The 13,864-nt window shown below is 57.7% G+C and carries 10 protein-coding genes; 6 read left to right on the forward strand and 4 right to left on the reverse strand.

All coding sequences use genetic code 11. The features are described 5' to 3' along the window. The first annotated feature begins 412 nt into the window (after positions 1–412). Positions 413–1,273 carry a DMT family transporter gene (locus NIZ92_RS14725; protein WP_009459353.1) on the forward strand — a complete coding sequence of 287 codons (861 nt, stop codon included), beginning with the start codon at positions 413–415 and terminating at the stop codon, positions 1,271–1,273. 1,092 nt (positions 1,274–2,365) lie between these two features. Here NIZ92_RS14725 and NIZ92_RS14730 read toward each other — a convergent pair. The 3 genes from NIZ92_RS14730 to NIZ92_RS14740 are packed head-to-tail and all read right to left on the reverse strand — an operon-like array spanning position 2,366 to position 5,218. Continuing rightward, on the reverse strand, positions 2,366–2,956 hold the full coding sequence (locus NIZ92_RS14730) for a cytochrome c (RefSeq protein WP_254002174.1): 591 nt from the start codon (positions 2,954–2,956) through the stop codon (positions 2,366–2,368). Further along, the gene (locus NIZ92_RS14735; protein ID WP_254002175.1) at positions 2,953–3,561 is read right to left on the reverse strand and encodes a cbb3-type cytochrome c oxidase subunit II; all 609 of its coding nucleotides are present in this window, start codon (positions 3,559–3,561) and stop codon (positions 2,953–2,955) included. Before NIZ92_RS14735 ends, NIZ92_RS14730 begins: the two co-directional genes overlap by 4 nt. 4 nt (positions 3,562–3,565) lie before the next feature. Beyond that, positions 3,566–5,218 carry a cbb3-type cytochrome c oxidase subunit I gene (locus tag NIZ92_RS14740; RefSeq protein ID WP_026484662.1) on the reverse strand — a complete coding sequence of 551 codons (1,653 nt, stop codon included), beginning with the start codon at positions 5,216–5,218 and terminating at the stop codon, positions 3,566–3,568. A 233-nt stretch (positions 5,219–5,451) separates the two neighbouring features. Here NIZ92_RS14740 and NIZ92_RS14745 point away from each other — a divergent pair, with 233 nt between their 5' ends. Together NIZ92_RS14745 and NIZ92_RS14750 are read left to right on the forward strand one after the other, a co-directional pair. Continuing rightward, positions 5,452–6,879, forward strand: a complete 1,428-nt coding sequence (locus NIZ92_RS14745) for a PLP-dependent aminotransferase family protein (RefSeq protein WP_226349819.1) — start codon at positions 5,452–5,454, stop codon at positions 6,877–6,879. 116 nt (positions 6,880–6,995) lie between these two features. After that, on the forward strand, positions 6,996–7,412 hold the full coding sequence (locus NIZ92_RS14750; protein ID WP_035271977.1) for a lipocalin-like domain-containing protein: 417 nt from the start codon (positions 6,996–6,998) through the stop codon (positions 7,410–7,412). Positions 7,413–7,462: 50 nt separating this feature from the next. On the opposite strand, the gene NIZ92_RS14755 is transcribed toward NIZ92_RS14750, so the two are convergent. Continuing rightward, positions 7,463–8,386, reverse strand: coding sequence for a LysR family transcriptional regulator (locus tag NIZ92_RS14755; protein ID WP_088450695.1), 924 nt, complete (start codon positions 8,384–8,386; stop codon positions 7,463–7,465). A 100-nt stretch (positions 8,387–8,486) separates the two neighbouring features. Between NIZ92_RS14755 and NIZ92_RS14760 the strand changes: the two genes are divergently transcribed. From NIZ92_RS14760 to NIZ92_RS14770, 3 genes are all read left to right on the forward strand, one after another. Continuing rightward, positions 8,487–9,833, forward strand: a complete 1,347-nt coding sequence (locus tag NIZ92_RS14760) for an aspartate aminotransferase family protein (protein ID WP_035271971.1) — start codon at positions 8,487–8,489, stop codon at positions 9,831–9,833. A 163-nt stretch (positions 9,834–9,996) separates the two neighbouring features. Continuing rightward, positions 9,997–10,833 (forward strand): glutamate racemase, encoded by an 837-nt coding sequence (murI, locus tag NIZ92_RS14765; RefSeq protein ID WP_035271969.1) that lies wholly within the window; start codon positions 9,997–9,999, stop codon positions 10,831–10,833. A gap of 932 nt (positions 10,834–11,765) precedes the next feature. Then, entirely contained in the window at positions 11,766–13,844 is a 2,079-nt protein-coding gene (locus NIZ92_RS14770) for a LamG domain-containing protein (RefSeq protein WP_254002176.1), read from the forward strand. Positions 13,845–13,864: the final 20 nt, after the last annotated feature.

Consider the following 13,864-nt stretch of genomic DNA (forward strand, 5'->3'; position numbering starts at 1 on the left):
AGCGATCTGAAATCGCGATCGGTGCAATTCTTACATAGCCCGGACTATCGCCTGTACTAGCGATTACCCTAGCGGCTGATGATTGGCGTCCTGAATATATTTTGTGCTACAGTACTTCATCGATTTAACGATCTGATTCTTATTTCATGAACCGCCCCGCATCCTCTTTGCCAAGCACTCTGCCCCTGTCGCGGGCCGCGTCGCTGCGGGCGGGCTCCCCTCCATCTGTCTTGCTGTTGACTGTCGTCGCCCCAGGCGTCGTCAATCAAGCCGCAGTCGTGTCCGACGTCGTCGTCGACACACGCGTCTACAGCGTCTGCTCCTAAGACCTCTTTTTCTTTTCCTGCGCCATTGATGCGCCTGGAATGTCTTTGCAGACAAACCTAATTTATTTAGACAGATAAAGAACATCATGATTTCTTCTTCTCGCGCCCAAGCGGGTGCTATTGCCTTGTTCGTGCTGCTTTGGGGCAGCGCGGGTATTTTCACGCGTATCGGTTTGGATCATGGCTCGGTTATGGCCATGCTGATCCTGCGTTTTGCCATCGCCCTACCTATGGTGATCATGCTGGGGCACTTCAATGGCGGCTGGCTGCCACCCAAAGGGCAACGTCTGCTGCCAGCTATCAGCGGTTTGCTGATGATCGGGCTGTATTCGTTTTTCTATTTTGAAACCCTGGCTCAAGGAATCACGCCGGGTCTGCTGGCGACGATCCTGGGTGTGCAGCCGATTCTGACCTTGGCTTTGACCGAGCGGCGTTTTTCTTTGAGCCGTGTGGCCGGTTTGGCACTATCGCTGACAGGACTGATTCTGGTGGTGTATCAAAGCCTGATTGTCAGCCGTTTGTCCGTGATGGGTCTGGTATTTGCAATTGCTGCTTTGTTGAGCATCACTGTGGGGACCATTGTTCAAAAGCGTCAGCCCGTGGGGGCTTTGCAAGGAATGCCTTTGCAGTATTCCTTGTCTCTGGGCTTGTTTATTCTTGCGTCCCTGGGTTTGGGACAAGAAATCCGCTGGGAGAACACATTGGGCTTTTGGGGACCGGTGGTCTGGCTTGGTCTGGTGATTTCCGTACTGGCCCAGTTACTGCTGTATCGCATGATTCGCAGCGGGAATCTGGTCAACGTTACTAGCCTGTTTTATCTGGTTCCTGTGGTGACAGCCGGGCTGGATTTCCTGATTCTAGGGAATACCTTGGCGGCTCGCGCTGGGTTGGGACTGGTGGCTATCTTGGCTGGTCTTTGGCTGACGTTACGGAAGAAAGCGGCGTAAGTCTGCCTGTATAGGTGGGGGTTCACGGAGAGTGAAATCGGTCTTTGAATGATGAGATCGGTCTCCGTGAAGCCACCACTTGGGTCCCTCTGCCGGGATCGGGCTGAGCACTTGCCGGTGCTGCGCACCGGTGCCCTAGTCAGGAGATAGCTACGGGCGCATCCTGAACTCGCGGGGTGGTTCGTCCCCCGGACGAACCACAAGCGCCCCGCTCAAACAGCAGGATGCTTGCACCCCTACGCTATCTCCTGCCCGCGGCAAGTACTCTGATCCGCCCAATCCCGGCAGAGGGACCCAAGTGGTTCACAGTGATACATATCCACGATTCAAGTCGGTTTGCTTCCCAAATCCAGGCACGGCATGGACAGATCTCAATGCCTAGATCTTTATTCTTAAGCGGCAACCCTCAAAGCGCCCTTCTAAAAACTACTGATTTACGAGCTCTCGCTACAGATAAATGCCTGTCATCAGTGTGTGAATACCGCAAGCATGCTGATCATCATTGATGAGTACTTGTGGGCTTTTTCAACTGGCCGCACTCCGCCCAATCGCAGTAGCCCTTCAACTCATCACAACAACTCGGCCAACCACAAGCCCTAGCCCCACCAAGCGCCAAACCCAAAAACACTAGACAGCCCCCCGTCCGCGCTACAACCAGCACTTCCTTCCGCCACAAATCGGTTTTTTATATTTCTCCGTTGTGAGCCGCTTGGGGGCCGGGTCCAGGGGAGCGGGCGATTCAGACTGCTTGCCGCAGGCGGTTCTGATATCCGGGATGCAAGCCCTGTGCTGTTTGAGCCCGACGCTTGTGATTGGTCCGGGGGACCAATCACCGGGCGAGTTCACAGGGCGCCCGGATATCAGAATCGACAAGGGTACCGATGCGCAGCATCGGCAAGTAGTCAAGCCCGCCCCCCTGGACCCGGCCCCCAAGCGGCGTCCCCACAGAGACACCAAACAAAAAAAACCGACATCTCCAACCCTGGGGTCGGGCGAGATATCGGTTCAAAAGCCGGGGGCCTGTTCCCGGCGTGCTACCGTTTCAAAACGTGCTTCTAATTATTAATTCCAGAAGAACTCATCGCAGCCACCTCAATGCGCCGCAATCCACTCCAACAGTTCCTTCTCCCCTTGCCAAGGCTGACTACGATCCCCACTGGCAGCCCGCGCCTCGGCAACAAACTCGGAGGTAATGGCATCCTCCTCATTCCCCCACTCATGGCGAATAAAGCTCAACACAGCCGCCAGCTCCGCATCACTGAACTGCTCTGCAAATGCAGGCATCGCCCCCTGATATTCCTGGCCTTTCACCGTGATAGCTCCCGTAACCCCGTGCAGCACCAATTGCGCCAGTACCTTGGGGTCACCCTTCACCCACTCTGAATCCACCAAAGGCGGGAACACCCCTGGCAAACCTTGCCCCGTCGCCTGATGACACGCCACACAGGCATTGGCATATAGCTGCTTGCCATCCGCAGATGCACTGCCAGGCGCAGGAGCCAGAACCGCCAAAGGACGCTGATCCCCCAAACGCGGAGAGCTGTTGGGCTGAGCCGAGACGATGTAATACACCGCCCAGGCCAGCAAGGCCAAAATCACCAGAATCACTATGCGCGGAATCGGGTTGTACTGCTCGTGGGGATCAGCATTCTCGCTTTGACGACTTTGAACAGGCCGGTTCATTCCACACTCCCCACCACATCAGCACTCAAGATCGGATACACATGCTTGAGTGACTGCAAATACACCACCAGATCCAAGGCCTCCGGACGGGCTACCACCACCTTGCCCTCCGGTGCCACACCCGGCGGCAGACTCACGACGCGCTCGTCAGGCTGCACCTGATCCGGGTTCTTGGCTTCAAACAAGAAACGATAGGGAGGCATATTGCTGCCCGGCGAGTAAGCGCGCGGATCGTACAAGTGCCCCAAATGCCAATCCTGACTAGGCTGACGCACACCAATATTGAACAGATCCGGCCCGGTACGCATGGTGCCCAGCAAAGGCGGATCGTCGTAGTGATAATCCCCCGCGACCGAAGCACGCCCCCAGCCACGGCTGGCATCCGCTACACCCGCGCCCGTTGTACTGGGCTGCTGCGTGTGACAAGTAATGCAGCCATTGCCCCGATACACCGCCCGCCCCCGCACTTCCTGACTGGTATAGGGCAACAAACCTTCAGGAGCAGGCTCATCCTTCAACTGCAAAAAAGGCACCACAATCATGGCGGCCGTTGCCAAGGACAAGGTCACCATGGACCCGATGATCAACTTCAGTTCGTTTTCCATGACCTTAAACCTCCAGCTCAGCGGTACGGCGCACTGCAGCCGAGCGGGACTCGGTCAAGGCAAACGCACCCGACTTCACAATCATCAGCAATACGTGCAGGGCGAAGACCAGATGGCCCAGCGTCATCATGGCGCCGCCAATAGAACGGCCTTGCAACCAGGGCATGGTGACTGCCACCGACTCCATAAAACCACGGGCAGGATCCAGCAAGGCCAAACCTTGCAGCACGCCACCAATGCTGAGCGTGATCATGTACACAGCAAAGCCAGCCACCACCAGCCAGAAGTGCCAGGAGATCAAGGCAGGACGGGGCCAGGCTGTGTTCAGAATGCGAGGCAAGGCAAAGTACACTCCGCCGAAAATCACCATGGTCACAAAGCCGTACATACCCAGATGAGCATGAGCCACCGTGAAGTGCGTGAAGTGTGTAATGGAATTCAGCGAACGCAAGGCCTCAGCAGAACCTTGCAAGGACGCAACGGTGTACATCATGGCGCCAAAGACAATAAAACGCAGAACGGGCGAGTGACGCAGCGCACTGAAATGCCCCTTCAACGTCAAATGCTGGTTAGCCGAGAAGGCCAGCACCGGGATCACCATCATCACGCTTTGCACGATGGACAAGGTAATCAGCCATTCAGGGATAGGACCACCAATCAAATGGTGCGCACCGACCTGTCCGTAGAAGAAGGCCAAGGTCCAGAAACCCAGCAGCGACAAGTTGTAGGAGCGCACAGGGCGTCCAATGACTTTGGGCAGGAAGTAGTAAATAGCGGCAATCGACATGGGGGTATAGAACAAGCCCAGCACGTTATGCCCGAACCACCAATTCATGGTGGCTTGTTCCACCCCGAAGTGCACGCCAGGAACCTTGGCGACCAAATACAGAATGGGGAACCAGAACAGCGCCGCGCCGATGTACCACACCGACACGTACAAGTGCTTGACCTTGCGTTGCGAGAGCATCAAGGCCAGCGGCATACCGATCATCATGCCGCCAAAGGCGAACAGCACACCGATTTGCCAGGGGATTTCCAACCACTCCAAACCCGCATTCAAGCCAATGGCCAAAGCACCAATCCCCGCCACCAGCGCAGCATTCCAGACCAGACCGCCCACCATCACCAAACGGCCACCCAGCAAAGGGGTCTGCAGCAAGCGCGGCAACATCCAGATCGTTAGCCCCAACAAGCCCATGGGTGCCCAGCCATATGCCACGCCATTCAGGTGAATCGTGCGCAGGCGGCCAAAGCTCAACCAGGAAACGTCACCCAGGAACTCGGGCCAGTGCAGTTTCAAGGAGCTGATCAAACCCGCAAACGAGGCCACCACCAGCCAGACCACCGCACAGACAATCAGTAAGAACGCAGGCATGGAACTGGAACGGTCGGCCTGTTCACGCGCCGCCATTTCAAGCGCGCTGGTTTGCTGACCATGGTTCTCTGCAATATGGTCGGCCGCCGCCAGGCTTAGCGCCTGCCGTTGGGCAGCATCGGCCGAGGGTTCTTCGGGCTGGCCGATTTCGCCCTTGTGAAAAATAGTGCGCGCACCACTGACGTCAGCATCGAACAGGCCCTTGCGCAAGGACCAGATAAAGGCAAAAAGCCCGGCAATCGACAGGATGAATGCGGCAAGCAAAAGCGCCGTCGGGTTCATGGTATTCCTCTGATTAGATAGGCCCGCAGCCCACACGGGTACGGACGAAAACACCCGGCAAGGCTACCTGTCGGCACAGAGCATTCCAAGAATCAGTTAAAGCTTAAAAAACCCTATCAGTTGTCCTGAAAGCCACGCAAATCGCCGTTTGCTTGTGCTTGAAGACATACCCATCAGATAATAAAAAAACCACATTTATTAAAATTACCGTATCAGATGGAGCGCAGAAGGACATGAAACTGTACGAGACTCTGGCCAAGGAACTAGCCCAGGCCATTCTTGACGGCACAGTTGCCGCAGGCGAGCGCATGCCCTCTGTACGTCAATTGATGGATAAGCACAAGATCAGTGCCTCGACGATTTTCCAGGCCTATTACCGCCTGGAAGCACAAGGCTTGATCAAGGCGCGTCCTCGTTCGGGCTACTACGTCTGCTCCAGCCTGGCGCCTCATACCTTGGAGGCGGACACGGCCTCCCAGCCACCGCTGCAAGCGACCAGCGTCAACAATAGCGACCTGATCATGGCGATCCTGCAATCCAGTTCAGAGCGTTCCGTAGCGCCTTTAGGCTCCGCTTTCCCCAGCCCTGTGCTCTTTCCTCTGGAACGCTTGGGCCGCTTCTTGTCTGCCAGTCTGAAACAGCAAGATCCCTGGGCCAGCGTGGACGATCTGACCCAAGGCCACGCTCCCCTGCGTCGCCAGATTGCCTTGCGCTATCTGGCTCAAGGCATGGCCATCAATGCCAACGATATTGTGATTACCAACGGAGCTCTGGAAGCGCTGAACCTATGTCTTGCAGCGGTAACTCAACCGGGTGACATCGTGCTGGTGGAATCGCCCACCTTTTATGCCGCGCTGCAATCGCTGGAACGCATGAAGCTGCAAGCACTGGAAGTGCCCACCCACCCGCGTGAAGGCATTGATCTGGAAGCGCTGGAACACGCGATCAAACATCACGCCCCCAAAGCCTGCTGGCTGATGACCAACTTCCAGAACCCGCTGGGCAGCCTGATGCCCGATGCCAAAAAAGCCCAATTGGTCGAGCTGCTGGCCCGCTATGAAATCCCCTTGATCGAGGACGATGTTTACGGCGAACTGTACTTCGACACGGAGCGCCCCCGCCCCGCCAAAGCCTTTGACCGTCAGGGACTGGTGATGCACTGCTCCTCTTTTTCCAAAACCCTGGCACCCGGCTATCGCATCGGCTGGGCTGTGCCGGGACGCTATATACGTGAAGTCGCCCAAGCCAAACTGACCACTACCCTGACGTCCCCCGTGCCCACCCAATTGGCACTGGCCAGCTACCTGGAAAAAGGTGCGTACGAGCAACACCTGCGCCGTTTACGCACTCAACTAAAAAACCAGTATGCGCAGTTCTCCAAAGCCTTGGGACGCTACTTCCCCGCAGGGACTCGGGCCACCCGCCCCGAGGGTGGCTACTTCCTGTGGGTAGAGCTGGAAAAAAGTGTGCAGACCTTGGAGCTGCATCGCCTGGCCCTGTCACAAGGCATCAGTCTGGCACCAGGCTCCATCTTTTCAACTACCCAAAATTACAGCCATTGCCTGCGTCTTAACTTTGGCCATCCGTGGACAGAACACAGCGATCACGCACTGGAAATACTGGGTAATTTATGCCGACCATTGCCACTTAAAAAGTCATGAAGCGTAGGGCCTGGCGATAGAAAATAAGAATAGGCAAGTCATTGAATAACAAACGAAAAGACAGCATGATGGCTCAGTTACATAACGCAACAACACTGTCTATTCAGGAGTTTTTGATGGCCCATACCTTACGTAGCAAGCTGATCGGTGTCTGGCAATTGGTGTCCTTTGATTTTGTCCCGGAAGATGGCTCGCCCAGCTATCCCGGACTGGGGCCTAATCCTATCGGTCAGCTGATCTATACAGAAACAGGTTATGTAGGGGCACAACTGGGCAGCAGCACCCGAACAGTACAAGACAGCTGTCAATCGCTATTGGATACGTATCTGGCCTACGCTGGGACGTTTGAAGTGGATGAGGCCACCCAGTGCGTTACCCACTTTGTTGATATGTCCCTGTACCCCGATTGGGTAGGGGTTCCCCAGCCACGACTGGCGCGCTTTACGCAAGGCGCTCTGGAACTGATCACCCGTGACCCCGTGGTAGTCGCCGGCAAATTGGGAGTGGGCACCTTGTTGTGGCACCGAGCCTGACCAGGCCAAGCAGACGCTCCCTCACTAGCGGCCAGCCCTTGCTGGCCGCCTCAGTTTTGAGCCTCGTTATCGAGCAGGCCCAGAAAATAATCCACAATCGCGTGTGCGCGCCTGTCCTTACGCATGGCCAAGGACAAGGGAATCGTGAACTGACGCTGCTGCGGGTCCACCGCAATCATCTGGCCCTTCTCTACCCAGCGAGCCGCCACGTGCTCGGGCAAGAAACCGATGTACTCCCCCGTCAAAATCAAAAAGGCGATCCCTTCCCGATCACTGGCCGTGGCAACACAATTCAGATCCTGGTGTTGTCCGATCGCCTCCGGGCTCATGCGATAAGCAGGCGCAATGGCCGCAGCCCGGCGCAAGGCTTCCTGAGACACTGTCCCTTTTTGCACCGCGGCAAACAAAGGATGCTCCCAGGAGCAATACAGAAAATAAGGTTCGGCATAAAGCGTGCGATATTCCAGCCCGCTCAAGGCATTGGTTTCAGGCAGCACGCCCATATGCAAGCGGCCATCCAGTAAACCACGCTCAATCTCACCCGGCGTACTCATGCTGATATGGACGCGCACCGCCTCACTGCTCTGGCGCAAGGCACGCAAGGCCGAGGTGATGTGCATATGAGGCTGCGAGATCAGGCTATTCATCAAGCCTATATTCAAGTCCCCCCGCAAACTGGAATGCAGCTGGTTCACCTCACTGCGGAAATTCTCCACCGCCGCCATCAAGGTTTCACTGGCCCGCAATACCTGTCGCCCTTCTTCCGTCAAGGCAAAACCCGCCCGGCCACGCTGACAAAGCCGGATTCCACCCAAACGTTTTTCCAGATCGCTCATATGCAAGCTAATGGCCGAACGTGTAATGCCCAGCACGCCTTCCGCGGCTGAAAAGCTGCCCACTTGCGCTACTGTTCTGAACACACGTAGTAGACGCAAATCAAAATCGGAAACCTGCAAGAGTCCTTTGAGTTGCATATAGGTGAGTAAAACAATAAGTGAAGTTGAATAAAAACGTATTTTACTCAACAACTTAGCTGCCTACACTGGGGGTATTCACCGCCTTGAGGAGACCACCATGAACTCACCCTACTTTGCGCCACAGCAGATTGCCAGTGAACTCAATCTCCAGTCCCACTGGATGCCCTTTACCGCGAACCGACACTTCCAGCAGGACCCGCGCCTTGTCGTCAAAGCCGAAGGCAACTGGCTGTACGATCAGGATGGCCGCCAGATTTTTGACAGCCTGTCCGGGCTTTGGACTTGTGGTGCCGGACATGCTCGCCATGAAATCCAGGCCGCCGTGCATCGTCAACTCGGGCAACTGGACTACTCTCCCGCCTTTCAGTTTGGACACCCCGCTGCTTTTCAGCTGGCCGACAAGCTGACGCAATACACCCCCGAGGGACTGGATCACGTTTTCTTTACCAACTCCGGCTCTGAATGTACCGACACGGTCGTCAAGATGGTGCGGGCCTACTGGCGCATCAAAGGCCAGGCGACCAAGACTCGTTTGATTGGCCGAGCTCGTGGCTACCACGGCGTGAACGTGGCCGGTACCAGCCTGGGAGGCATAGGCGGTAATCGCAAGATGTTCGGGCAACTGATGGATGCCGACCACCTGCCCCACGTACTGCAAGCAGACTGCGCCTTCACGCGCGGCCAGCCCGAAACAGGGGGCCTTGCCCTGGCCGACGAACTGCTGAAACTGATCGAACTGCACGATGCCAGCACCATCGCCGCCGTGTTTGTCGAACCCGTCTCCGGATCGGCAGGCGTACTGGTGCCACCTACCGGCTACCTGCAACGCCTGCGCCAGATTTGCGACCAGCACAACATTCTGCTGGTCTTTGATGAAGTCATCACCGGCCTGGGCCGCCTGGGAACCTATACCGGGGCCGAATACTTTGGCGTCACCCCCGACATCATGACCATGGCCAAGCAATTGACCAACGGTGCCATCCCCATGGGCGCGGTCGTTGCCAGCAAGGAAATCTACCAAACCTTCATGGGCCAGGACTTACCACTGCACGCCGTGGAATTCAGCCACGGGCACACCTACTCTGCCCACCCCGTCGCCTGCGCCGCCGGACTGGCTGCCCTGGAGTTGCTGGAACAGGACAATCTGCTGCAACGCTCCGCTGAACTGGCTCCGCATTTTGAACAAGCCCTGCACCAGCTGCGCGACAGCCCGAATGTCATCGACATCCGCAACTGCGGCCTGGCAGGTGCCATCCAGCTCGCCCCACGGAATGGCGACCCCGCCATCCGCCCCTTTGAAGCGGGACTACAACTGTGGAAACAGGGCTTTTACGTACGCTTTGGTGGCGACACTCTGCAATTTGGCCCCACCTTTACCTCTACCCCCGAGCAACTCAACTCACTCTTCGATGCAGTGGGAGGCGTCCTGAAGAACCTGGCTTGAACGCAGCAACAGGGCGGTCATGGAAAGACCGCCCCACACACCAACCAAGACCTGGAACAGGGCCCAAAGGAGACAGCCGCTGTAAACCAGGCTGTAGCCTCTGCTCCAAACACGACAAAAGCGCCATAATAGAATTTTTGCCCCACAAGCATCGTTCAGCGCCATGAGTCCATCCCGCCCCGCCGTTTTTGCACAAGCCCCTATTGGCGTGTTTGATTCGGGCGTGGGTGGATTGTCCATCTGGCGTGCCCTGCGCCAATCCCTGCCCAACGAGCATCTGCTCTACCTGGCCGATTCCCAATACGCTCCCTACGGAGACCGATCCCCCGAATGGATTGTGGAGCGTACCCTGCAAATGACTCAATTGCTGGTAGACCAGGGCTGCAAGGCGCTGGTCATCGCCTGCAACACCGCCACACTGGTAGCCGCCCCCGCCCTGCGCTCCAGGCTTTCCATCCCCATCATCGCCATCGAACCCGCCATCAAACCCGCTGCCACCTTGAGCCGTAGCCGTAGCGTCGCCCTGATGGCCACCAGCCGCACCCTGGACAGCAGCGGCCTGCAAAGCCTGATTGACCGCTATGCCAGCGATGTGGAAGTCATACGCATTCCCTGTCCAGGGCTGGCCGACCGGGTCGAGGCCCTGCAACTGTCAGGCCCGGAAATCGAAGCAGAACTCAAAGAACGATTGGCCCCCGCCCTGCAAAGCCAGGCCGATACCCTGGTCCTGGGCTGCACACACTACCCCTTTCTGCGTCCCACAATCGAAGCCATCAGCGGCTCGCGCTTCCATATCCTGGAACCGTCCTTTGCCGTCGCCGCCCAAGTGCACCGTCGCCTGGAGCAGGCCAACTGCCTGAACACACAAGCCCAAGCAGGCAACAGCGCCTTCATCAGCAGCGCCCCCGTGGACCAAGCCCAAAAAGTCATCCAAGCCCTGACAGGACTGAGCGAACCCACCATGCTGGCATTCCCCATACATTCGCTAAACGTGCTGTAAAAACGGCCTCTACTCAATCTCTCGCCATGTTCAATAAGAGCAGCTTGAATTGGCTGCTCCAGCTAATTGACCACTAGCTTTAGCGGTCCACCGCCCCCCATTCACCCTCTCCACTCGACTAGACTCAGCGTTCGAACTGACGTGATGACATGACGCCCCTCCCCCCGGACGGTTTTAAAGTCAGCCCGAACAACAAGCCTGCCCCATCGCAACTCAAACCAGCAACCCACCCAAACAAAGACTCCAGACCTCACTCTTGAAGCCATTGAGAGCTGCTCGGGGTGCTGGCACAGGGGCGCGGGGCGAGTCAGACCACTTGCCGCAGGCGGAGTGACGATCGGGGATGCAAGCAGCCTGCTGCTTGAGCCCGACGCTTGTGGTTTGTCCGGGGGACAAACCACCGGGCGAGTTCAGGCTGCGCCCCGATTGTCACTCTGCCAAGGGGACCGACGCGCAGCGTCGGCAAGTGGTCCGCCCCGCGCCCCTGTGCCAGCACCCCGAGTAGCGGCCTACGAAGAGTGCTCTGCCCCCCACTCTGCAGCAACCAACGCCCCCAAGCCTGCTCCACCTTCAAGCTCAGCAAACAACAACAACAACAACAACAACAACAACAACAACAACAACAACTTTGAGCCTAAAGCATAAAAAAACGCCTAAAACCCCGCCAAACCACGCCACCGTAACAAACCATCCATCAAGCCGCCATATGCCTGCCAAGCCGCAACCAGACAGCCCTTGAGCCCCCCTGCTCCCACCCCCACCCGACCCTTCGCATAAAACACAATCCAATCATCGGCGGATTTGCTGATCCGTTCACAGGGCAGTCATACGCCCTTCCTACACTGCCCGCAGTCCTGATCCGATGCCAACTGAGCAGCCCACCCCCACGCCCAGTCTGGCCTCTCTTTTCACTTTTCTACACGAGTGGCTGTATGACCTTCTCTCCCCGTCTTCCCAAGTCCCCGACATTGCAGCGCATGCAGCAAGCCGGGCTTACTCTGTCCATGGCCCTGCTGCTAAGTGCTTGTAGTGGTGGCTCCGGCGGCAATGATGGCTCCACCAGTCCTGGCGTGGACCCGGAACCCCCTACCGTTGAACCCGGCGACAAACCCCAGGCCCTGGGTGGCAAAAAAGCACTGATCGTCACCATCGACGGTTTGAGCTACGAAGCCTTGTTGCAAGCCCGTCAGGCCGGCCAGCACCCCGCCCTGAAATCACTGACCATCGCCCCCGCACAAACCGGCGGCTATGTCGGCACCAGCAGCGAACAGCGCACCCTGCCCGTCCCTGGCTGGGCCTCCCTGATCACCGGCGTTTGGGCAGACCAGCACGGCCTGCGTGGCGTAGGCACTGCCGCTCCCACACTGAGCGCCCCCACCCTGCTAGCCCTGGCTGACAAGCAGCCCCAGGCCGCCATGGCCCTGAGCGCCGCCGACTACCGCAAGCTGCTGGGTGAAGACCTGCAGGCCGGACGCATCGTCGAAGCGGCCAACTGCACCGATTCCGACAGCTGTGTCAGCGAGCAAACCGAAAAATACCTGCAGCAAGGCAAATCCCTGATCCTGGCCCAAATCCAGGCTCCCGCCCGTGCCGCATCCCAGGGTGGCCTGGGTGGCCAGGCCTACCAGCAAGCCGTGCAAGCCTCGCTGGCCTCCGTGGACAAACTGTTTGCCCTGATCGAAAAACGCAAGCAGGCAGACGCGTCGGAAGACTGGTTGGTCATCCTGACCACCAGCTATGGTCTGGACGAATTTGGCGGCACCACCGGCTCGCAATTCAACCGCAACAAGACCAGCTTCATCGCCACCAACAAGACACTGGCCTCCCTGCCAGCGGCTGACAGCCCCATCACCAGCACCACAGACATGAACACCCTGGCGGCTGTCATCGACATTGCCCCCACCGTGCTGTCCCACCTGGGCATCCAAAGCGAACAGTACCGCTTCCGTGGCTCACCACTGCAAGCTGAAACTCGTGTGCGCAACGTGTCCTTCAGCAAACCCGCCGACAAGAACATGGTGGACCTGAAATGGGTACTGGATGGTGACGCCTCACAGGAAATCCAGGTCATGCGCGACGGCAAGCTGATCGCTACCCTGCCTGCCGGCACAACCCAGTACTCCGACCCAATGCCCACCTCGGACACCGAGCAGATCTACTCGCTCTACTACTCGATCCAGACAGGCAAGGCAGCGTCCGCCCTGAAAGCAGAAGTAGGTTACAAGCCCCCACCCAAACTGGCTGACACCCTGAAAAACGGCCTGCAAAGCTACTACACCTTCAGCGCCCAGCCCTTTACCGATAGCAAAGGTGGCAGCAGCCTGCAAACCTCCACCCCATCCGTGCCCGCCGGTCAGCTGATTGCCGCCGACTTCCTGGACCCCAGCACCGCCAAAGGCGGCCTGCGCATCCTGGGCAGCAATGTTGATGCCAATGGCAACCGAGGCTACCGCCTGGCCATGAGCCGCGACCTGTTCTCCCTTAGCAGCGTGCCCAAAATGACCATCGGCTTCTGGTTCCGCACCCCCGACAACTGCCAGGGTTACGGCGCTTCCATCATGGCCAACAAGAACTACGACTCGGGCAACACCGCCGGTTTTGCACTGGGCCTGTTCAACTCCGGTGGCTGCGATATCCGCTTTAACACCGGCTACGGCGGTGGCCGTAATGAAAGCCAAGGCTACAACGTCACACCCAACGAGTGGGCTTATGTTGCCGTCGTGATCGACAAGACAGATGGCCGGATGCTGGGCCACGTATTCGACCCCAAGAAAGGGGCGCAATTTAGCTCCGTAGCCCTGGAAGCCCGCACGATCCAGGCCCTGGGCGGCACTGGCACGGGTGAACTGGGCTTGAACGAAGACGTTACCGGCCAGTACTACAAACGCTGGGGACGCAGCGACATCAACATGGACTTTGGCGAGCTGGCCATCTGGGATCGTGCCCTCAGCACGGACGAGCTGACCAGCATCTATGAATCTCGCCAACCTTTGTCCAGCCTCCAACCCTGATCGCCACGCAAGGACTTTTC

It is taken from the genome of Alcaligenes sp. 1735tsa3, assembly GCF_024134565.1.
GTDB classification, from domain to species: Bacteria; Pseudomonadota; Gammaproteobacteria; order Burkholderiales; family Burkholderiaceae_B; genus Alcaligenes; species Alcaligenes phenolicus.